Below are 20,283 nucleotides of genomic sequence, written 5' to 3' on the forward strand. Positions count from 1 at the left end.
TGGGGCGCGGGACGGGGCGGGGCCGATCTTAGCAGGCCCGCGCGGCGCCCCTTCGTGAAAAGCCGGCCGGCGCGCGGAACCGCCAACTCGGTGCGGGTCCATACCGACTTGGGGGCGGGCGGATGGCGCGTCAAGGTGGGCGGGCCGTCGTCAAACCGTCATAATCGCGCCCGCACGCCCCGTTCCGGCTTTCCGGCGCGGCCGCGCGCGGCGCCGGCCCGGCCGGTCGCCGACCCCTTTCGAAACCCGCCGGACGGCAGCGCCGCGTCGGCCCAGAGGCTCCCCGCATGTTCTCCCTGCAGACGATTTTCGGCCAAGGCAACCAGTTCTACACCCTGCTGGAGGAGGCGGCCGTCGCCGCCCACGACGCCACCCGGGCGCTGCACGAGATGCTCAAGGCCTCCGACCGCCAGCCCGCGCTGGACGCGTTCAAGCTCGCCCGCCAGCGCGAGCGCGAGACCTCCGACAAGATCAGCCAGGAGCTGGTCGACAGCTTCATCACCCCGATCGAGCGCGAGGACATCGAAGCGCTGTCGACCGCGCTGTACAAGATTCCCAAGCAGGTCGAGAAGTTCGCCGACCGCTACTCGCTGGCGACCCGCCACCTGGAACACATCGACTTCGCCCCGCGCGCGGCGATGCTGGAACAGGCCGCCGGCGTGGTGGTGAAGATGGTCCACCAACTGCGCCACCTGAAGCTGGAGCCGATGAAGGCGCTCAACGACCAGCTGCGCGCGCTGGAGAACGAAGCCGACCGGCTGATGCTGGAGCTGTACCGCGACATCTACTCCGGCCAGCTCGACAACCTGCAGATGTTCTTGCTGAAGGAGTTCTTCGAGATCCTGGAAAAGGCCATCGACCGCTGCCGCGAGGCCGGCGTGGTCGCCTATCAGATCGTCCTGAAAAACTCCTGAGGCGCGCGCGATGCTTACGCTCGTCCTGGTGGTCATCCTGGCCGCGTTGATCTTCGAATACGTCAACGGCTTCCACGACACCGCCAATTCCATCGCCACGGTGGTGGCGACCAAGGTGCTCTCGCCGATGCAGGCGGTGGCGCTGGCCGCTTCGACCAATCTGATCGGCGCGCTGTGGGGCACCGCGGTGGCCAAGACCATCGCCTCGGGCCTGATCGACGCCGGCGTGGTCGAAGTCGGTTCGCAGCTGATCCTGTGCGCGCTGCTCGGCGGCATCATCTGGAACCTCATCACCTGGTGGCTGGGCCTGCCGTCCTCGTCCTCGCACGCCTTGATCGGCGGCCTGTGCGGCGCGGCCATCGCCGCGGCCTCCAACAACTGGCACGCGGTGGTGTGGTCGCACCCGGCCGAACCGATCTGGAAGAGCGCCGGCGTGCTGTGGAAGGTGGTGGTGCCGATGTTCACCTCGCCGGTGCTCGGCTTCGCCGCCGGCTTCCTGGTGATGGGCGTGCTGTTCGCGATCATCTCGGCGATGGCCTCCAGCGGCGGCGTGTTGCGGCGGATGGCGCGGCCGCGCTGGGTCAACGGCTTCTTCGGCAAGGCGCAGCTGCTCAGCGCCGCCGGCATGGGCTTCGCCCACGGCATGAACGACGCGCAGAAGACCATGGGCATCATCGCCCTGGCCCTGGTCAGCGCGCAGCAGGCCGGCACCCTCGACAACCTGCCGGCGTGGCTGGCCTTCCTGCACCCCTCGCCGGGCGCGCTGGCCAACAACGACATCGACACCTGGATCAAGCTGACCTGCGCCGTGGTGATGGCGGCCGGCACCGCCGCCGGCGGCTGGCGCATCATCAAGACGCTCGGCCACAAGCTGGTCAAGCTGCACCCGATCCACGGCTTCGCCGCCGAGACCAGCGCCGCCTCGGTCATCATGGCCGCGTCCTCGCTCGGCATCCCGGTGTCGACCACGCACAACATCTCCGCCGCGATCATGGGCGTGGGCACGGCCAAGCGCTTCAACTCGATCAAGTGGACCGTGGTGGAGAAGATGATCTGGGCGTGGATCCTGACCATTCCCGCCGCGGGCGGTATCGCTTATGCGTTGTTCGAACTGATGCGGTTCATGGGCTGGATCTGAGGTCCGGCGATGGATACGAAAAAGGCCCGTGGATGCGGGCCTTTTTCGTTGCGCGGGATGGGAGGTCGCGTCGTTGTTGGGGGTTCGCGGTCGCGGCTTACGCCGCTCCTACAGGTAGCGCATGCGGCATCCGCAGCCCCTGTAGGAGCGGCGTAAGCCGCGACCGCGTATCCTCAACAACGACGAACCCGACCTTCGCGCGAAATCAGAGCAAATCGCCGTTCGCCGACAACACCCGCTCCATGCTGTCGCCGACACCGCCGATCTCCAGCACCAGCCGCTGCAGTTCGGCCGAGTCCAGCGTATCCAGCGGACGGTTCTCGCACAGTTGCAGATACGGCACGCCGTCGAGATTGCCGATGGCGAGATAGCCGACGTGGCTTTCCCAGTTGAACGCCAGCGCGCGGCGCGCGTCCAGGCCGGTGGTCGGGGCGATCGCGGTGCTCACGCGCAGGAAGCCGCGGCCGTCGTCGTCCTCTTGTTCGGACAGGAAGATCGACTGATGGCGGGTGCCTTGTTCGAGCGACAGCTCGACGCAGATCACGCTGTCGTGGACGGAAAGGCGGAACCCGGCTTGGGTGAGATGCTTTTGGATGTGGTCGAACTGCATGGGGGCGACTCCTGCGCGCAACAGGGCATATGCTACCGCGATGGACAGCGAAACTGCCGCCAAGCGGATCCTCGCCGCGATCCGCGCGATTCCCCGGGGCGAAGTCGCCGGCTACGGCGAGGTCGCGCGCCGCGCCGGACTGCCCGGACGCGCCCGTCTGGTCGCGCGCCTGCTCAGCGGGAACGACGACGCCCAGCTGCCCTGGCACCGGGTGCTGCGCTCCGACGGCCGCATCGCGTTCCCGGAAGGCTCCAAGCAGTGGCGCGAACAGTCCCAACGTTTGCGCGCGGAAGGCGTGAAGGTCGAGAAGGGGCGGGTGCGCGGCCAGCGCGCGGCGGCGACGATGGACGAGCAGATCTGGGGGCCGGCCGAGTAAGCCGGCACGCTAAGCCGGCCTGGCGAGCCGGCGCTCAGCCGGAGCGCCGAGCCCGCGTATCGGATCGGCGCATCGAGCGGGCCGCCGGAGCCCGGCGCGCCGAACGCGAGGCGCGCGCCGCGAACCGCCCGGCGGCGACCGCGACCGCGGCCACGTTCCGATCTGAACGGCCGGCGCGATCTGCACGCCGCGCTCACCTCGCGGCCCGGCGCGCGCGGCTACCATAGCGCCCGGTTCGAGGAGTCGCGATGTTTTCCAGTATCCCGCCGGTCACGCGCAAGCTGCTGATCGCCAACGTTGCCGTTTTCCTGTTGCAGTCCATCGCCAGCGCCAGCGAAACCGCGCGCCTGTGGCCGCTGTGGTTCGAGCTGTGGCCGTGGGTGCCTTCGCAGTTCATCGTCGACGGGCCGGGCTTCATGCCCTGGCAGCTGATCACCTCCGGCTTCATGCACGGCGGCCTCGGCCATCTGGTCTTCAACATGCTCGCCCTGGTGATGTTCGGCTCGTCCATCGAGTACGAATGGGGCGCGCGCCGCTACGCGATCTACTACTTCGTCTGCTTGCTCGGCTCGGCGCTGCTGCAACTGGTGGCGGCGACCTACGCCATCTACGAAGGGCAACTGATCCTGACCCTCGGCGCGTCCGGCGCGATCTACGGCCTGCTGCTGGCCTACGGCATGCTGTTCCCGAACCGCAAGGTGACCCTGCTGCCGTTCCCGATCGTGCTCAAGGCGCGCACCCTGGTGATCGTCTACGTCGCCGCCTCGCTGTTCTACGGCGTGTTCACCACCGGCACCGGCGTCGCCCACTTCGCCCACCTCGGCGGCATGATCGTCGGCTGGTTGCTGATCCGCTCCTGGCGCTCGCACCCGCCGCGCAACGGCGGCGGCCCGCGCCGCGACCCGCGCGCGGACGCGCTGCGCGAGCGGCGCAAGGCGTCGAAGTTGCGGGTGGTGAAGTAGCGCGCTCCTCGGGGATTAAAGATGGCCGCGACGCCGATGCCGTCGCTGCCGCCGCAATCTCTTTGCGGCGCATGAGGTTGCCGACTCAAGGATGAGTAGAAAATGAGCCTTGTTTTGGCGGATGCATCGAGGAATGATGTTTCCAGCGCATCGGCATCCGCCGATGTTCCAGGGAGGGGACATGAAAAAGGCCGCCGCGGGTTTCTCGTTCCTGTCGCTTCTGCTCGCGACGCATAGTGGGTTGGCGCAGACTACGATCGAATACGTCCATACCGATGCGCTCGGCAGCCCGGTAGCGGTCACCGATGCGGCCCAGAATGTGGTCGAGCGGTTGCAGTACGAGCCTTATGGATGGACGCTGGATGCCGTGGTCGATGGCCCTGGGTATACGGGGCATCTGACCGATGCTGCGACCGGGCTCGTATACATGCAGCAGCGCTATTACGATGCGTCGATGGGCATTTTCCTGTCGATAGACCCTGTGACGGCCCTGGCGGCCCCCTTAGTGGGCTTCAATCGTTATCGGTATGCGCTAAGCAATCCATACGGATTCAAGGACCCGGACGGGCGTTGGGTCTGCAACGGCGAATCCTGCGCCAAATTCGAGAAAGCGCTGGAGCGCGTCGTCGCAGCGGCCAGCAATCCTCGATTGACCGATGACCAGCGTGGTGTCATGCGGCAGGTGGTCTCGTTTTACGGTCCTAAAGGCGACGCCAACGTTCGAGTGTCGTTCAACGAGTCGATGAGTACCGACGGCTCCGCGGCCATGCGGAAGAGCGGCGGTCACGATATTCAATTCAATATGAGCAGACTCTCCCACCGCTCGGGCGATAACTTCATTCCGAATTTTGCCCGCCAGACTGCGCATGAAGGACAGCACGGGGTGGATGATATGGATCGCAGGCGCCCCGTCGCCACGCTTGCCGAGCGAAAAGCGACGGAGGTCAACTCCTATCGCGCAGCGGCGATCTACCAGAAGGCCGACCAAGTCGTGTTCAGTAGTGTCGATGGGTGGACTCCGTGGGGAGGCGTCAACGAACAGGCGATTCGCACGCAAGCGGACCTCTCTGTTGCCGCTGCTTGTCGGGGCGTCGCCGAAGGCAGTTGCCAATGAGCGGCCGGCGTCGGATGCGACTAGTTGCGTTTGCGCTATTCGTAGCCGTCTCGCTTTTGTGCGCTATCGGTTGTGCAAGTCGAGCGAGTCTTCTGGGAAACCAAGCGGCGACGTTGGGATCGGGTTGGGATCCGCCTTCTTTTTTCTTCAAGCCCGGGCTGCCAAAAGTGGGAGACCGCTTGTCCGGCTCCACCGACGAGCGTTTCACAAGAACCGAGGCGATGCTGCTCGATACGATCCGGATGATGAAGGCATTCCCGGATTGGCGCTTCGAGATCAGGGCGTCCACCGATAACGAGGAGTGCGTCGGGTCGGCCTGTGCCGAACTTTCGTTGCGGCGGGCTATCGTCGTGCGCGATTGGCTGCTTGAGCATGGCGCTCCGGCGGCGTCGCTGAAGCCATTGAAGGCATTGGGCTCGATGGAGCCGCTGGCGGACAATTCCACCGAGGACGGACGCCGCATCAATCGGCGCGTCGAGTTCGCGGTGGAATTGCCCAGCGGCTGATTTCGTCGATGACGGACAATCGAGCGCAGCTCCAGCCAATCGTAGGAACGTTTCTGGTTCTTCTTCTGACGGCTTGCGTCAACGGATCGGAGCGCCTCGGAAAAAACGGCGGCTTGGCGTCGGGGCCGGATCTGCCCCCGGTTTTTTTCAGGTCTGGTTTGCCGGCGAGCGAAGGTGGGTTGATGGATGCGCTGGACGACCGGATCACCGATCCGAGCGGGGCGCTCCGGAATGCTCTGCAGGCGGCAAACGCCAATTCCAAGGTTAAGCTCGAAATCGGCGGCCATGCCGACCTTGAAGAGTGCGAAACCACGGATTGCTACGCTTTGTCGCGGCGCAGGGCAGCGGCGGTCCATGCCTGGTTGGTCGGCCATGGGATTTCAGAGCGCGCGTTGTCGGCTCCGAAAGGATATGGCCATGACCGGGCCATTGCCGCGGACTCGACGGATTCCGAGAGGAGGTACAACCGTCGCGTCGAATTCAGTTTGGTTGGGCCCCGCTAGCCTTTGATGGCGACGTGCCGTTGCAAGATGGCTCGAACGAAGATGGCCGGTGCGCCAATCTTCGGGCGGAGCTGGCCGCCGAATGGCCTTGATCGATGGAACATGCGTTCGACGTTGCGGGTCGAAGCTCGCAACGTTCCATGCGGTCGTGCTGGCGGCGGCGATCAGAAGCCCGGCCGTAGTCGCACCTGCTCCAGTTCCTTGCGCACCGACCGCCAAAACAACGTCGGCGCGATCCAGGTATACGCGCAAAACACCAGCCAGCCGTACGACAGCGGACCGACCCACTGCGGCAACCCTTGCTGCGGCAGCGCGATCAGGGCGATGCGGTAGAGCAGGAACATCGCCAGCAGCAACACCACCATGCGTGTGCGCGAGCCGCCGCTGAGGAAGCTCTGCAAGCGCCACCACAGGCCCAGCAGCGGGCTTTGCCGCGCTTTGACCGCGGCCAGCAGGGTCAGCGCGTCGGCGTCGCCGGGATCGATCTGCAAGGCCCAAGCGGCGTGTTCGCGCGCGCGCTCGGGCTCGCCGCGGGCGAGTTCGCAGTGGCCGAGCACGCACAGCGCCTCGACGTGTTCGGGGTGCGCGCGCAGCACCTCGCGCGCGAGTTCCTCGGCGCGCGCGCGTTCGCCGCGGCGCAGTTCCAGCCAGGCCAGCAGGGCCGGGTAATCGGGATCGTCGGGGTCGAGTTCGCAGGCGCGGCGCGCGTGTTCCAAGGCCTGCGCGTCGCGGCCCCAGGCGCGGTAGAGGCGGGCGAAGGCGTCGGCGACCGCGGCCGATTCGGGCGCGAGTTCGCGCGCCGATTGTAGATGCGCCTGCGCGGCGGGAAAGCGGCGCTGGGCGATGGCGGCCACCGCCGAGGCCAGATGCGCGAACGCCGATTCGGGTTCCAGCTCCAGCGCGCGTTGCGCTTCCAGCGCGGCCGCGTGCAGGCGCTTGCGCTTGATCAGGCACAGGGCGAGGAAGGCGTGCGCGTCGCTGTGGTCGGCGTCTTCGCCGAGCAGGCGCAGCAGCGCGTCGATGGCCGCGTCGATCTGGCCGTGCGCGTAGTAGCGCTCGGCCATGCGGTAGCGCGCTTCGGACGAGGACGCGCTCATTGCAGCGCCGCGCGCAGCAGCGGCGGCAGCGCCGCCAGATCGAGCGCGCCGCGTCCGACCACCGCCAGCAGAACCATCAGCGGCAGGCCGTTGCGCGGCTCGCCGCCGTAGTGCTCCCACACCTCGAAGGTGTGTTGCTGCATCAGATACAGCGCGTAGGCCACCGCGACCTTGAGCGCCAGCACCGACAGCAGCGCGTACGGCGCCATCGCCGGCGCCAGCCAGCCGAAGCCGACGGCGATCATGACCGCCGCGGTCAGCGCGGGCGAGCCCAGCGCGCTCAGCGCGACGCAGCCCCATTCGCGCCAGCGCGTCGGGCTGCCGAGCGCGGCGGCGTTGAAGGCGAACCACAGCAGGCCGAAGCCGCCGCCGGCCAGCATCAGGGTCAGCAGCGGCCACAGCGGATCGGTGGCGTAGCGGCTGAGGCCCGAGGGCAAGGGTTCGTCGGGCAGACGGTAGTAAGCGCGTTGCGCCATCAGCCGGCTCCGTGGCGTTTGAGGAACTCCAGCACTTCGTCGTACTGGCCGCCCTGATTGGCGTAGCGCGCGTGGTTGCGCGCCGTGGTCAGCCATTCCAGCGTGGTCGCGCGGGTGTCCTTGAGCGCGGCGCGCAGGTGGGCCATGGTCAGCGGCGCTTCGCGGCCTTGTTCGATCGAGGCCTCGATGGCTTCGTCGATCGCGGTTTCGACCAGATGGCCGAGGTCGGCGCCGGAGAAACCCGAGGTCAGCCGCGCCAGTTCGCCGACGTCGATGTCGTCGGCGCACGGCCGTTCGCGCAGTTGCAGTTCCAGGATCGCGCGCCGCGCCGGTTCGTCCGGCGGCGGCACGAACAGCACGCGGTCGAAGCGGCCGGGACGGCGGAACGCGGCGTCGACCGCCCACGGCACGTTGGTCGCGCCGAGGATCAGCACGCCGCTGTTGTTCTGGGCGAAGCCGTCGAGCTCGGTCAGGAATTGGCTCACCAACTTCGCCGAGGCCGACTCGCGCGAGTACTGGCGCTTGCCGCCGATGGCCTCGACCTCGTCGAAGAACACCACGGCCGGCGCCTGCTTGCGCGCGGTCTCGAAGATCGCATGCAGCTTGCGCTCGGATTCGCCGATATACATGTCCAGCACATCGGTGATCGCGACGTTGAAGAAGCGCGCGCCGCATTCGCCGGCGGTGGCGCGGGCGAGCAGGGTCTTGCCGCAGCCCGGCGGGCCGTACAGCAGGATGCCGCCGCCGGAGCGGCGCTTGAAGCGCTCGAACAGCGAGGGCTTGAGGAACGGGGTGACGATGCGGCGGCGGATCTGCTGCTTGACCTCGTCCAGCCCGCCGACTTCGGCGAAGCCGATGCGCGCCTGCGCCGGTTGCAGCAGGCGGACCACGTCCTGCGCGTCGGTGTCGTCGTTGGCGATGCTGGTTTGCGCGCCCGCGCCGGGGCGGCGCGCGGCGGCGAGCGAGATCACCTTGCCGCTGAGTTCCGACGCCAGCGCCGCGTCTTCCAGCGCCGGGTTGAGCGCGACGGCCTGTTGATAGAGCGAGCGCGCTTCCTCGCGCGCGCCGTCGCCCAGGCGCAGGCGCGCGCGGGCGAACAGCGCGGCGGCCGAGTCGGGCGCGGCGACGAGCAGCACGCGTTCGTCGTCGCCTTGGCGCAGCAGCAAGGCCAGCGCAGCGTCGCGGCGGGCCGGGTCGGCGAGCAGGGCGGGGCCGGACAGGTCCAGCGCGCGGCCCAGCGCGGCGGCGTCCGGCGTGTTTAGGCAGGCGTCCACCACCAGCGTCGCCAGCGCCGGATTGGCCGGGCTGGCGGCGAGGGCGGCGAGCAGGCCGTCGAGCAATTCGTTCGGGGGCGTATCGGGCATGGCGGCATCCGGGCCGGCGAGGCGTGATCGAAAGGGCGGGGCGCAACGGGATCGCTAGGGTAACCAACCGCGCCGCCGGCCGGCGAGGCGCGCACAGCGCTGCGACGCTCACGATCCTAACGCGACGCGAGTTGCGGTTTCGCGCGGCCGGCGCCTACAGTGCGCGCGTGGCCGGCGCACGCGCGCGGCCGTTCCGATCAAACCCCAACGCCACGCCGCCGCGGCCGTTCCCGCCGCCGCCGCGCGCCGCCAAGGACTCAGGCCGCTCCCGTCATGACTTCCAGTTCCGCCGCCCCGAACCCGGCCGCTCCCGATTCCGCCGCCCAGCAAGCCGCGGCCCGCGTCCGCGACGCCGCGCACGCGGCCACCGCCGGGCTGGTCGAGCGCGAACAACTCGCCGAACTGATCGTGCTGGCGGCGGTGGCGCAAGAGCATCTGCTGATCCTCGGCCCGCCCGGCACCGCCAAGAGCGCGGTGGTGCGGCGTGTCGCCGCGGCGCTGGGCGGACGCTATTTCGAATACCTGCTGGGCCGCTTCACCGAACCCTCGGAACTGTTCGGCCCGGTCGATCTGCGCCGCCTGCGCGAGGGCGTGGTCGAGACCGACGTCAGCGGCATGCTGCCCGAAGCCGAGGTCGCCTTCCTCGACGAAGTGTTCCTGGGCTCGACCGCGATCCTCAACACCTTGCTCGGCGTGCTCAACGAGCGTCGCTTCCGCCGCGGCCACACCCAGATCGCGTGCCCGCTGCGCGTTTGCGTCGGCGCGTCGAACGCGCTGCCCGACGACGAATCGCTGGCCGCGTTCGCCGACCGTTTCTTGCTGCACCTGTTCGTCGAACCGGTGCCGGACCATCAGCTCGAAGCGCTGCTCGCCGGCGGCTGGCAGGCCGAGCGCGCGGCCTTGTCGCATCAGGCCGAACTCAGCGACATCGACGAACTGAGCCGGCGCGTGCCGATGGTGGCGATGGAGCGCGCGCGCGGTTTGTTGGCGCAGGCGATCCGCAAATTGCGCGGCGCCGGGCTGAGCTTGTCGGACCGGCGCATCGTCAAAGTGCAGCGTCTGATCGCCGCGGCCACGGTGCTGGCCGGGCGCGACAGCGCGAGCGAGGCCGATCTGTGGCCGCTGTTCTACGTCATGCCCACGCGCGAAGCGCAGTTGGCCGCGCAGGAGGTGCTGCGCGATTCGCTCGCCGCCGCCGCCAATCCGACCTTGCGCGCGGCGGTCGAACACGCCGCGCTGCAGCCGGTTTCGCGGGTGGCGCGCTTGCTCGAAGCCGCGCGCAACTGTCTGGCCGGCGCGGCCGACGCGCCGGGCGCCGGCGTCATCGCTGAGGCGTTGCTGCGCGAGATCGACGCCAACTTCGACAGCGACCGCCTGCCGGCCGAACTGGCCGCCGAGCGCGCGCGTCTGGCCGAACGGGTGACGGCGGCGGCATGAACTGGGAGTGGGGCCCGGAACCGGAACCGCCCGCGCCGCAGGGCGCGGCCGGCGTCGGCCGCGCCGTCTCGCGCGCGTTGCTGGCCGCGGTGGAAGCGTTGGAACCGGCGCGGCGCGGCAAGCTCATGCTCACCGCCAACGCCGATGTGCTGGTCGCCACCGGCCCCGCCGCGGAACTGCCGTGGTGCGAAGGCGTGCTCTACATCGCTCCGCGCGAACCCGCGCCGGCGCTGTGGTTGCCGACCACGCAGCGCCCGCAATTGCCGCTGGATTTGCTGCAACGCGCGCTGGAGCGCCGCCACCGGCCCTCGCCGCTGCTGATGCTGCGCGAACCGGCGCAACTGGTGCCGCTGCACCGCGCGCTGCCGGCCAGCGACGAACTGATCGCGCAGATCCGCGCGCGCTGGCAGGACTGAGCGCATGCGCCTGCCCGCGACCCTGGCGCCCTGGCGGCAGTGGCTGGACTGGTTCGACCCGGACCTGGCCGGCGCGCTCGGCGACGTCTTGCTGCGCCTGCATCCGTTGCTCGGCGCGTTCCGCCTGCGCGCGCTGCGCGGACGCAGCGAGCCCGAAGGCATCGACGACCTGCGCCGGCGCGGCAGCTACGAACGCCTGCTGCTCAGCGAGTGGGCGCTGGCCGACGCCGCGCCGGAAGAATTCGACCGCCGCGCCGCCGGCGGCGAGCATTTGTTCCTGAGCCCGAAACTGATCGCGCGTCAGGCCGACGCGCTGACCGTGGCGGTGTTCGACAACGGCCCGGCGCAACTCGGCGCGCCGCGTTTGTTGCATATGGCGTTGTGGATTTTGTTGGCGCAGCGCGCGCAGGCGGCGAAGGCGCGGTTCTTGTGGGGCGTGCTGAGCGCGCCGGGCGAACTGTTCGAGGCCGATTCGGAGGAGCGTTTGCGCGAGTTGTTGAGCGCGCGGACATGGCGGTTCGGCGAGAGCGCCGGCGGCTCGGCGCAGGCGCGCGCGGCGCTGGAGCAGGAATGGGCGCGTTGCCTGGATGGCTTGCAGCCGAGCCCGAGCGAGCGCTGGTCGATCGGCGCGCCGGGCGCGGGGCATGGCCTCGGCCATCGCGTCGGCATCGGCGCGGCGCAGACCGGCGAACTGACGGTGACGGTGAGCGCGGCCAGCGCGCGGCGCGAGGCCACGCTGGCCTTGCCCGATCCGGCGCGGGCGAAGCGGTTGCTGCACGGGCTGTTCGTGCTGCAGCCGGGGACGGTGGCGGCGGTCGATGAGATCGGGCCGGTGCGGGTGGTGCGGGTGGCGCGCAAGATTTCGCTCAAGCAGCCGCCGCTGTTGTCGCCCAACGGCTTGTCGGTGGCGGTGCCGCTGCTGAACGAGCACGCCGCGCACTTGCACCGGCTGGCGGGCCGGCGCCGGCTCGAAGAGCCCCACCATGCGCCGTACTTATGGTCGTTGGTGGCGGCGACCATCCACACGCACAGGCTCGGTGCGTGCTTGATCGGCGATCGCCAGGTGGAGTTCCGCTCGTTGCCCGGATTCGCCCGCGGTCCGTTGCCGCCGCAGCTGAATCACCGGCCCGAACGCGGGCGTTGGCTGCCGATGATCTGGGTGCAGCCGATGGACGCGCGCGCCAGCGGCCGGCACAAGCCGCAGCCGGAACTGTTCCTGCTCCACGCTGGCGCCCTGTGGCGTTGGCGTTCGCAGGACGCCGGCCTGGATCCGCAGACGTTCGCGCCGTTTGCGCGCGACGTGCTGGCGATCGCGCCGATGCACGAAGCCTGGGTGGACTACCTGCGCTTGCACGGCGGCAGCCTGCAGATCGGCACCAGCCGCAACGGTCACGGCCAGCGTCCGGTGGCCCAGGTCGATTGCGCCGGCGAGGCGCGATCGGGCTGGCTGGCCGTGCAGCGGGTCAAAGGCCTGTATCGCCACGTCGCGGCGGTGGAGCTGCGCGTCGGCGGCCACGGCGGCGACCGCGCCGGGGCGTGGCGGGTGCTGCAATGGGACAACGGCGCGGTCGCGGTGGATTTCGAGATCATCCTACCCAGCGAATGGAAGGTGATCGGCGTCGACGCGCCGCGCGACGGCGGACCCGCGCTGATCGCGATCAACCCCGACCGCACGGCGCTGCTGTCGCTCGGCGAGAAGGAGCGCCGCACCCTGTACCGGTCCGCGGCCCGGCTCAGCGTCGGCAGCGTCGCCGGCGGCGGCGAGACCATCGCCCTGATCGACCTCGACGGCCGCCTGGTGGTGTTGCACGAACGCGGCGCCAGCATCACGATCTACGCCGGGGGGGAAGGCGATGGTTGATGCGTCCGGCGCGCAAGTGCGTTATCCGGTCTGGCGCGGCCAGCAGGCCGTGGCCGGGCTGTGGCTGCCCGCGGATTGGCTCGACGCGCGACAGCGCGGCGAGCGCCTGCTGCGCTGGTGGGCGCCGGGCTGCCGCGCGTGGCGTTTCGAGAGCGGCGCGGCGCGCGGCGATCTGCTGCGCTTCGAGGGCGAACGCGCCTTGCACTGCGAACGCATCGGCGCCACGCCGTTGTGCCGGATCGGCGCGCACGGGCTTTACGCGGGGCCGCTGACCGAACGCGAGCGCGAAGGCTTGGCGCCGGCCGATGTGCGTCTGGTGCTGGGCGGGCGGTCGGTCGCGTTGGATTTGAGCGAAGGCGAGGCGTTGGATCCGTCGCTGGCGATCGATCTGGACGCTTACGCCTTGCACGACACGTTCGCCTGCGATCGCGCGCTGCCGAAGTTGGGCGCGGACCTGCTCGCCGGCAAGAACGTGCGCGACGTGCTCGGCGGGCGCATTCCGCCGCCGAGCGAGGAGCGCAAGCGCTTCCTGCGCGCGCTCGGCCGCGACGGCGGCGGCGACGGGCCGACGAGCGTGGGCGAACGCGCGGTCGCGTGGCGCGACGGCGCGGCGGCATGGCTGTTGCGTCGGTTTCCCGGATTGGCCGGCGACAGCGCGAGCGGCGCGGGGAAAGCGAACGCTGCGCAAGCGTCCGGCGGCGGCGTCGCCGCGCGCGCGCAGTCGCCGCGCCCGCAGCGTTGGCGCGCGGCGCTCGCGCGCATGGCCGCGGCGAGCGGCGCGGCGCGGTTGATCGGCCTGCGCCAGGGCGCGTACCTGCGCCGCCTGATGGAACAGTTCGACCGCGGCGACCTCATGGAAGCGCTGCGCCATGCCTTGCCCATCGACGGCGACGGCGGCGATTCGCTCGGCCAAGCCTTCGGCACGCCGGGCCGGCGCGCGGATCTGCGCATCGGCGCGCAACGCGGCGCCGGCGCGAGCATCGGCGCGGGCGACGACATCCGCGAGTCGCTGCGCCAGCGTTATCGGCAAGCGTTCGAGCGCCTGGACCGGCAAGGCCGCGTCGACGAAGCGGTGTTCGTGCTCGCCGAATTGCTCAGCGCGCGCCAGGAAGCGCTGGATTACCTGCTCAAGCACGAACGCGCGGCGCAGGCCGCGGAACTGGCGCTGGGCTGGGACATGCCCGCCGACACGATCATCCGCCTGCTGTTGTTGGCCGGCGACCGCGAGCGCGCGGTGATGGTGGCGCGCCGCGACAACGCCTTCGCCGCCGCGGTGGCGATGCTGGAAGCCAAGCGCGACCAAGCGGGGCACGCGCTGGCGCTGCGCCGCGAATGGGGCCGCGCGTTGGCCGCGCAAGGGCGCTGGCTGGAGGCGGTGGACGCGGTCTGGCCGGACGCCGATCCGAACTCGGATTCGCGCGAAAACGCCGGCCGCTGGTTGCAGGCGGCGGAAGCCGGCGGCGCGGAATTGTCGGCGCGCGCCCTGGTGCAGCGCGCCAGCCTGTTGCCCGACACCATCAAACACTACGCCGCGCGCATCGACGCCTTGGCCGACGCCGACGCGCCCGCCGGCGCGCGCGAAGCGCTCGGGCTGGCGCTGGCCGGCTGCGCGCAAGGCAACGCCGCGCTGGCGCGGATCGCCGCGCGCACGCTGCCGGCGCTGGCGGCCGACCGCGCCGGCGGCGCCAACGCGCTGGAACGCGCGCAGTTGGAGCGGATCCTCAAGCTCGCCGACGATCCCTGGCTGGCGGCCGATCTGCCGACCTGGAGCCTGCCGTCGGCGCCGCGCGCCGCGCCGCTGTGGGACCGCACCGAACCGCTGCAGCTGCGGATCGAGGACGCCGCCGGCATCCAGCCGCCGCTGGATCTGGCCGCGCTCGGCGAGGGCCGCTGGCTGGCCGCGTTGGGCGAGGCCGGCGCGGCGGTCTACGACGCCGCCGGCCGCTGCCTGCGCCGTTACGCGGTGCCCGCGCACCGGCTGGTGATCGGCGACAGCGGCGAGGTCGCGCTGGCGCTGGCCAAGCGCGATTCGGTGTGGCGCATCGCCCGGCTCGATCTGACCCGGCACGGCATCGACGACCTCGGCGCGATGCCGCTGCCGTTCTTCGCCGACCGTTTCGACGGCATCGCCTGGTCGGTGGCGACGCCGCAACGCATCGTCGCGCTCGACGCCGGCCCGCCGGCCGCGGGCGCGCGGCCGCTGGAGGTGTTGTGGAGCGTCGGCGATCTCGGCGGGCAGATCGTGCAGGCGCGGTTCCTGCGCCACGACGAACTGTTCCTGGTCGCCGGCGCCGGCGCCACCTCGGTCTGGCATTACCGCACCCATCCCAACCGCGCGCTGGTGTCGCGCGAGGCGGTGGAGCTGGAAACCCACGGCACCTTGCTCGATCCGCACAACGTCGTCAGCGACGTGCGCTTGCAGGTCGACGACTCCGGCGCGGCGCGGTTCTCGTTCCGCAGCATGCAGCGCGAGTGCGCGATCGACCTGGAGCCGGTCGAGCCCGGTTGCGGCGACTGCGGCGGGCGCGTGCTGCCGCTGGCGCGTGGCTTCGTCGTCGTGCTGCACGGGCGTACGCGCATGCGCGCGCACCTGATCCGCCGCGGCGACCAGCCGCGGGCGCGCTGCGTGGCGCGGATCGATTGGCCGCTGGGAACGTTGCGCGCGCGCGAGCAGCCGGAACGGGTGGTGTTGTTCGACGAGCGCGGGCGGGCGTTGAGCTTGGGGGTGGGGAATTCGCAGGCGCGGGCGGTGCAGGTGCTTTGAGTGTCAGGTCGCGGTGTCGATGGGTTCACTGCCTGTAGGAGCTGCGCGAGCTGCGACCAAACGCAGAGGTTCAATACCACGCCGCATCCGAAGCCCGGCCCTACGAGCGCTGTCTGTCGAAACCACGCCGATTGGACGGGCTTCGGGCGACTGCGCTTGCGTAAACCTCTGCGTTTGGTCACAGCTCGCGCAGCTCCTACAGGTAGTAAACCCCTCCTCACCGCGATCTGGCGGCAAAGAAAAAGCCCGGCGTTCGCCGGGCTTTTTCGTTACTCAAGAACCGAACCGACGATCAGGGAAACACCTTGATCTGCTGATCCGCCTTGCGCACCATCGCCGTCCCCGCCTTGCAGCCGAACGCTTCGCCGAACGCCGGCAGGTTCGACAGCGGGATGTTGGTGCGCCACTGGCCCGGCGCGTGGATGCCCGAGGCCGCGCGCTGCGCCGCGGCTTCCGGGCTCAGCTGCTGCGCCCACACGCCGGCCCAGGCCTTGAAGAAGGACTGGTTGGCGTCCTTGTTCGCCGCCGGCTGGGCGGCGCGGTAGGCCGACCACGCCAGCTCGACGCCGGCCTGATCGGCGATGGCGACTTCGCGCACCTGATTGCCGTTGACCTTGACCGAGCTCAGGCCCGGCCAGGATTCGGCGCTGTACTGCGCGGCCACGCGCGCGGTCATCGCGTCCCAGGCCGACACTTCGGTCGGAGTCCACCAGTCGCGCACTTCCTGCTTGGCGTCGACGTAGCGGCCGCGGCTGTCGAAGCCGTGGGTCAGCTCGGCGCCGACCAGGGCGCCGAAGGAACCGTACTGCGCGGCTTCGCCGCGGCTCATGTCGAGCACCGGCGCCTGCAGCATCGCCGCGGTCACGATCAGGCGGTTCTGGGCGATGTCGTAGGCCAGCGACGGCTCCTGCGGCAGCACGTCCCAGCGGCGGTCGGCGTTGCCGCGGCCGATGCGCTTCATCTCTTCGCGGTGGCGCCAGGTCGAGGCGATCAGCATGTTGCTGCCGAAGCTGCCGCGGCCCATCGGCTGCACGGTGTAGTCCAGATCGCGCTTGGGCGTGCCGACTTCGATCTTGAGCTTGCCGAGCTTGGCGCGCGCTTCGTTCTTGGCGCTGTCGCTGAAGCGGGTGTCGGCGTCGATCGCCTTGCCGAGCGCTTCGCGCACTTGCTGGGCGATCTGCTCGGCGCGCTGGTCGGTGGCGGCGGGCAGGTAGCGCGCGGCGTATTCGTGGCCGACCATCGGGCCGGCGGCGAGGGTGATCGCGTCGAGCACGGCCTGCTGGCGCGCGGGCTGTTCGCGTTCGCCGCGCAGGATCTTGCCGCGGAAATCGAACTCGGCGTCGCGGAACGACTTGGCCAGATACGGCGCCATCGAATCGCCGACGCGCCAGCGCAGATAGGTCTTCCACTGGTCCGGCTTGAGCTGGTCGATCAGCTTGTCCATCTCGGCGAACAGCGCCGGGTTGGCCATCGACACGCTGTCGTCGCTGACGCCCTGGGCCTTGAGGAAATCGCCGAGCTGCAGGCGCTTGTAGGTCTTGCCCAAGGTGTTGGTGGCGACCGGCGCATAATTGGCGAGCGGATCGCGCAGCGCCGACAGCGGCTTGGAGGCGCGGGCGAGGCGGGTTTCCAGATCGATGACCAGCTGCGACTCGGCCGCGAGCTTGTCCTTCGGCGTGCCGGTTAGGGTCAGGATCTTCTGCACGTAGACGTTGTACTGCGCCAGCAGCTGGCGGGTGTCGTTGTCGGTGCGGGTGTAGTAGGCCGGATCCGGCAGGCCCAGGCCGCCCTGGCTGAAGTAGCCGATGTGGCGTTCCAGGTCCTTCAGGTCGATGTCGGCGCCGAAGTTGAACAGCACCGGGATGCCGACCTGATGCAGCGCGGCGATCGAGGCGGGGATGTCCTTGGACTTCTTGATCGCGTTGATGCGGCCCAGCAGCGGGGCGATCGGCTGCGAGCCGTCGCGCTCGACCGCGGCTTCGTCCAGGCCGCTGGCCCAGAAGTCGCCGAGCAGCTTCTGCACGTTGCCCTGCGGCGCGGTCATCGCGGTGTTGAGCAGTTCCAGCTGCTGGCGGCGCGCGTTGTTCGCCAGGGTCTCCAGCGCGGAGACCGAGGCGGCGCCGGACAGCGGGTTGGCGCGCAGCCAATCGGCGTTGGCGTTGCCGTAGAAATCGGTGCAGGCGTTGGCGACGGCCGGGGCCTTGGACTTGGGCGCGGCCTTCTTCTTGGCGGCGTCGGCGGCGGGCGAGGCCAGGCCGGCGATGAGGCTTAGGGCGAGGGCGCAGGCAAGCGGGCGTAGGGTCGACATCGCGTAATCCATCCTGAGGAGGCGCGAGTTTAACAATCCGGCGTGGGATGGCGGTGAATGGGGTTGGGGGAGAGCAGAAGCGGGAACAGGGAGTGGGGAACAGGGAATGGGATGGGCGTCGCCGTTCGGAGCGCCACGGGCCGTCCAAGACCGTCGTCCTCGACGCAGCGGCAGATCGCGGGAAACACCATCCAAGCCCGTTCCTCACCATTCCCCGTTCCCTGTTCCCCATTCCCGGCTCCAAAAACAAAGGCCCGGGGAAATCCCCGGGCCTTCGTCGATCCAGCGGCTTCGGCGCAATCAGCGCGCCGCAGCGATCACCAGATGATCACCTGCTTGTCGCCCTCGCGCACCATCGGCTGACCGGGCTTGCACGAGAACGCCGCGGCGAACGCCGGCAGGTTCGACGGCGCGCCGATCGCGCGGAAGTTGGCCAGCGCGTGCTCGTCGGTCTGCAGGCGCATCTTCTCCTCGTCCGGGGTGAAGTTGCGGCGCCACACCGTGGCCCAGTTGAGGAAGAAGCGCTGGTCGCGGGTCAGGCCGTCGGTCTTCGGATCCGGGGTCTCGCCCGCGGCCTTCTTCATCGCGTCGTACGCGGTGGCCAGGCCGCCGAGGTCGGCGATGTTCTCGCCCAGGGTGTGGGTGCCGTTGACCTTCTGCCCGCCGATCGCGGTGTAGCCGTCGAACTGCTTGATCAGCTTGCCGGTCAGCGCCGAGAACGCCGTGGCGTCGGACGGCGCCCACCACACTTCCATGTTGCCGGTCGGCCCGAAGCGCGAGCCCTGGTCGTCGTAACCGTGGGTCATTTCATGGCCGATCACCGCGCCGATGCCGCCGTAGTTGGTGGCGTCGTCGGCCTTCGGGTCGAAGAACGGCGGCTGCAGGATGGCGGCCGGGAACACGATCTCGTTCTGCAGCGGGTTGTAGTAGGCGTTGACCGTCTGCGGGCTCATGCCCCATTCGGTCTTGTCCACCGGCTTGCCGACCTTGCTGAGGTTCCACTTGTAGTTGAACTCGTTGGCCGCCTTGACGTTGGCGTAGTAGCTGTCGCGGTTGGTGTTCAGGCCGCTCCAGTCGCGCCACTTGTCCGGGTAGCCGATCTTCGGGGTGAAGCTCGCCCACTTCTCCAGCGCCTTCTTCTTGGTGTCGGCGCTCATCCACGAGAGATTTTCGATGCGGCCCTTCAGCGCCTGGCGCAGGTTCTCCACCAGCGCCTGCATGCGCTGCTTGGATTCGGCGGGGAAGGCGACCTTCACGTACAGCTGGCCCATCGCTTCGCCGGCCTGGCCTTCGATGGTGGCCATCACGCGCTTCCAGCGGTCCTTGATTTCCTTCTGGCCGCGCAGGGTCTTGGAATAGAAATTGAAGTTCTCCTGCACGAACGCGTCGGACAGGAACGGCGAGGCGCCGTCGATGGCGTGGAAGCGCAGGTAGGCCTGCCACGTGGCCGCCGGGGTGTCGGCGATCATCTTGCTGACTTCCTCGTGGAAGCCCGGCACCGCCAGCGAGAACATCTTCGGCAGCGCCACGCCCTGCGATTCGAAGAACTTGGTCCACGAGAAATTCGGGGTCAGCTCGTCGGCCTTGGCCGGGCTGATCGGGTTGTAGTACAGCGAGACGTCGCGCGAGAGCTGCTCGCGGGTCTTGGAGGCCTTGGCCAGACGGGTTTCGAACGCGATCACGTCCTTGGCCTGCTTGGCGGCGTCCTCGGGCTTGGCGCCGCCGAGTTCGAGCACCTTGGCGATGTGCGTCTCGTACGCGGCCAGCTTGTCCTTGTGCTTGGCGTCGGTGTAGTACGGCGCGTCCGGCAGGCCCAGGCCGCCCTGCGAGGCGTAGGCGATGTTGTTGGCCGAATCCTTGAAGTCGGCTTCGGCGCCGAAGCCGAACAGCGGGTTGTCGCCGGTGGCCGCGGTGTCGCGCAGATAGGCGGCGATCTTCTCGGGGCTGTCGACGGCGTCGATCTTGGCCAGGTCGGCCTTCAGCGGCTCGATGCCCTGAGCGTTGACCTTGGCCTCGTCCATGCCGGTGGCCCACAGGTCGCCGACGATCTTGGTCACGCCGGTGGCCTTGGCGTCGGCCGCGGCCTGTTCGGCGAGCTGGTGCTGCACGCCATTGGAGCGCTCGTCGAGCATTTCGAACGCGCCCCAGGAGGTGCGGTCGCCCGGGATCGGGTTGGCCGCGAGCCACTTGCTGTTGGCGTAGCCGGTGAAGTCGACGCAGGCGTCCTTGCTGCTGTCCAGGTCGGCGATGGCGAAGCGGTTGACCGCCGGCAGCTTGCTCTCGTCGAGCTTGAACTCGGTGGCGGCTTCGGCCGGCTTGGCGGCGGCCTGATCGGCCGGGGCGCCCGCGGCGGGGGCTTCGGTTTTGCCGCCGCACGCCGCGACGGCGGTGGCGATGGCGACGGACAGCAACAGGACTTGCGGTTTCTTCAGGGTCA

Annotated in this window: 17 protein-coding genes; 11 read left to right on the forward strand and 6 right to left on the reverse strand. The window is 69.6% G+C overall.

Going from position 1 to position 20,283, the window contains the following annotated elements; all coding sequences use genetic code 11:
- Positions 1-287 precede the first annotated feature (287 nt).
- Both J5226_RS12405 and J5226_RS12410 read left to right on the forward strand, forming a co-directional pair.
- On the forward strand, positions 288-914 hold the full coding sequence (locus J5226_RS12405) for a DUF47 family protein (RefSeq protein WP_215840170.1): 627 nt from the start codon (positions 288-290) through the stop codon (positions 912-914).
- Positions 915-924: 10 nt separating this feature from the next.
- The gene (locus J5226_RS12410) at positions 925-2,052 is read left to right on the forward strand and encodes an inorganic phosphate transporter (RefSeq protein ID WP_215840171.1); all 1,128 of its coding nucleotides are present in this window, start codon (positions 925-927) and stop codon (positions 2,050-2,052) included.
- Positions 2,053-2,257: 205 nt separating this feature from the next.
- Here the strand turns inward: J5226_RS12410 and J5226_RS12415 are convergent, their stop codons facing one another.
- Positions 2,258-2,662, reverse strand: coding sequence for a hypothetical protein (locus tag J5226_RS12415; RefSeq protein ID WP_215840172.1), 405 nt, complete (start codon positions 2,660-2,662; stop codon positions 2,258-2,260).
- A 40-nt stretch (positions 2,663-2,702) separates the two neighbouring features.
- On the opposite strand from J5226_RS12415, the gene J5226_RS12420 reads away from it, so the two are divergent.
- The 5 genes from J5226_RS12420 to J5226_RS12440 all read left to right on the forward strand — a co-directional run bounded on the left by J5226_RS12420 (position 2,703) and on the right by J5226_RS12440 (position 6,123).
- Complete coding sequence (locus J5226_RS12420) at positions 2,703-3,038, forward strand: MGMT family protein (protein ID WP_215840173.1); 336 nt, start codon at positions 2,703-2,705, stop codon at positions 3,036-3,038.
- A 248-nt stretch (positions 3,039-3,286) separates the two neighbouring features.
- A complete protein-coding gene (locus J5226_RS12425; RefSeq protein WP_215840174.1) occupies positions 3,287-4,000 on the forward strand; it encodes a rhomboid family intramembrane serine protease in 714 nt (237 codons plus the stop codon).
- Positions 4,001-4,181: 181 nt separating this feature from the next.
- Positions 4,182-5,114, forward strand: a complete 933-nt coding sequence (locus J5226_RS12430) for an RHS repeat-associated core domain-containing protein (protein ID WP_255323069.1) — start codon at positions 4,182-4,184, stop codon at positions 5,112-5,114.
- 179 nt (positions 5,115-5,293) lie between these two features.
- On the forward strand, positions 5,294-5,620 hold the full coding sequence (locus tag J5226_RS12435) for an OmpA family protein (protein ID WP_215840176.1): 327 nt from the start codon (positions 5,294-5,296) through the stop codon (positions 5,618-5,620).
- 8 nt (positions 5,621-5,628) lie between these two features.
- Positions 5,629-6,123 (forward strand): OmpA family protein, encoded by a 495-nt coding sequence (locus J5226_RS12440; RefSeq protein ID WP_215840177.1) that lies wholly within the window; start codon positions 5,629-5,631, stop codon positions 6,121-6,123.
- A gap of 164 nt (positions 6,124-6,287) precedes the next feature.
- On the opposite strand, the gene J5226_RS12445 is transcribed toward J5226_RS12440, so the two are convergent.
- Genes J5226_RS12445 through J5226_RS12455 form a run of 3 tightly spaced genes read right to left on the reverse strand, consistent with a single transcriptional unit; the run spans position 6,288 to position 9,060 of the window.
- Entirely contained in the window at positions 6,288-7,220 is a 933-nt protein-coding gene (locus J5226_RS12445; RefSeq protein WP_215840178.1) for a tetratricopeptide repeat protein, read from the reverse strand.
- On the reverse strand, positions 7,217-7,696 hold the full coding sequence (locus J5226_RS12450) for a hypothetical protein (protein ID WP_215840179.1): 480 nt from the start codon (positions 7,694-7,696) through the stop codon (positions 7,217-7,219). Before J5226_RS12450 ends, J5226_RS12445 begins: the two co-directional genes overlap by 4 nt.
- Positions 7,696-9,060 (reverse strand): ATP-binding protein, encoded by a 1,365-nt coding sequence (locus tag J5226_RS12455; protein WP_215840180.1) that lies wholly within the window; start codon positions 9,058-9,060, stop codon positions 7,696-7,698. Before J5226_RS12455 ends, J5226_RS12450 begins: the two co-directional genes overlap by 1 nt.
- A 273-nt stretch (positions 9,061-9,333) precedes the next feature.
- On the opposite strand from J5226_RS12455, the gene J5226_RS12460 reads away from it, so the two are divergent.
- The 4 genes from J5226_RS12460 to J5226_RS12475 are packed head-to-tail and all read left to right on the forward strand — an operon-like array spanning position 9,334 to position 15,538.
- A complete protein-coding gene (locus J5226_RS12460; protein ID WP_215840181.1) occupies positions 9,334-10,497 on the forward strand; it encodes an AAA family ATPase in 1,164 nt (387 codons plus the stop codon).
- Positions 10,494-10,913, forward strand: a complete 420-nt coding sequence (locus tag J5226_RS12465; protein ID WP_215840182.1) for a hypothetical protein — start codon at positions 10,494-10,496, stop codon at positions 10,911-10,913. The genes J5226_RS12460 and J5226_RS12465 overlap by 4 nt, the downstream gene beginning before the upstream one ends.
- Before the next feature lie 4 nt (positions 10,914-10,917).
- Positions 10,918-12,774, forward strand: coding sequence for a hypothetical protein (locus J5226_RS12470; RefSeq protein ID WP_215840183.1), 1,857 nt, complete (start codon positions 10,918-10,920; stop codon positions 12,772-12,774).
- Positions 12,767-15,538 (forward strand): bpX6 domain-containing protein, encoded by a 2,772-nt coding sequence (locus J5226_RS12475; RefSeq protein ID WP_215840184.1) that lies wholly within the window; start codon positions 12,767-12,769, stop codon positions 15,536-15,538. The genes J5226_RS12470 and J5226_RS12475 overlap by 8 nt, the downstream gene beginning before the upstream one ends.
- A gap of 292 nt (positions 15,539-15,830) precedes the next feature.
- Here J5226_RS12475 and J5226_RS12480 read toward each other — a convergent pair whose 3' ends face one another.
- Together J5226_RS12480 and J5226_RS12485 are read right to left on the reverse strand one after the other, a co-directional pair.
- Positions 15,831-17,846, reverse strand: a complete 2,016-nt coding sequence (locus tag J5226_RS12480; protein WP_215840185.1) for a M13 family metallopeptidase — start codon at positions 17,844-17,846, stop codon at positions 15,831-15,833.
- 317 nt (positions 17,847-18,163) lie between these two features.
- Entirely contained in the window at positions 18,164-20,260 is a 2,097-nt protein-coding gene (locus tag J5226_RS12485; RefSeq protein WP_215840409.1) for a M13-type metalloendopeptidase, read from the reverse strand.
- Positions 20,261-20,283 lie beyond the last annotated feature (23 nt).

Source organism: Lysobacter sp. K5869 (assembly GCF_018847975.1).
Classification (GTDB): domain Bacteria; phylum Pseudomonadota; class Gammaproteobacteria; order Xanthomonadales; family Xanthomonadaceae; genus Lysobacter.

Coding starts and splice junctions, on each gene's coding strand:
- J5226_RS12405 (WP_215840170.1), top strand. CDS start 288: ATGTTCTCCCTGCAGACGATTTTCGGCCAAGGCAACCAGTTCTACACC.
- J5226_RS12410 (WP_215840171.1), top strand. CDS start 925: ATGCTTACGCTCGTCCTGGTGGTCATCCTGGCCGCGTTGATCTTCGAA.
- J5226_RS12415 (WP_215840172.1), bottom strand. CDS start 2,662: ATGCAGTTCGACCACATCCAAAAGCATCTCACCCAAGCCGGGTTCCGC.
- J5226_RS12420 (WP_215840173.1), top strand. CDS start 2,703: ATGGACAGCGAAACTGCCGCCAAGCGGATCCTCGCCGCGATCCGCGCG.
- J5226_RS12425 (WP_215840174.1), top strand. CDS start 3,287: ATGTTTTCCAGTATCCCGCCGGTCACGCGCAAGCTGCTGATCGCCAAC.
- J5226_RS12430 (WP_255323069.1), top strand. CDS start 4,182: ATGAAAAAGGCCGCCGCGGGTTTCTCGTTCCTGTCGCTTCTGCTCGCG.
- J5226_RS12440 (WP_215840177.1), top strand. CDS start 5,629: ATGACGGACAATCGAGCGCAGCTCCAGCCAATCGTAGGAACGTTTCTG.
- J5226_RS12445 (WP_215840178.1), bottom strand. CDS start 7,220: ATGAGCGCGTCCTCGTCCGAAGCGCGCTACCGCATGGCCGAGCGCTAC.
- J5226_RS12450 (WP_215840179.1), bottom strand. CDS start 7,696: ATGGCGCAACGCGCTTACTACCGTCTGCCCGACGAACCCTTGCCCTCG.
- J5226_RS12455 (WP_215840180.1), bottom strand. CDS start 9,060: ATGCCCGATACGCCCCCGAACGAATTGCTCGACGGCCTGCTCGCCGCC.
- J5226_RS12460 (WP_215840181.1), top strand. CDS start 9,334: ATGACTTCCAGTTCCGCCGCCCCGAACCCGGCCGCTCCCGATTCCGCC.
- J5226_RS12465 (WP_215840182.1), top strand. CDS start 10,494: ATGAACTGGGAGTGGGGCCCGGAACCGGAACCGCCCGCGCCGCAGGGC.
- J5226_RS12470 (WP_215840183.1), top strand. CDS start 10,918: ATGCGCCTGCCCGCGACCCTGGCGCCCTGGCGGCAGTGGCTGGACTGG.
- J5226_RS12475 (WP_215840184.1), top strand. CDS start 12,767: ATGGTTGATGCGTCCGGCGCGCAAGTGCGTTATCCGGTCTGGCGCGGC.
- J5226_RS12480 (WP_215840185.1), bottom strand. CDS start 17,846: ATGTCGACCCTACGCCCGCTTGCCTGCGCCCTCGCCCTAAGCCTCATC.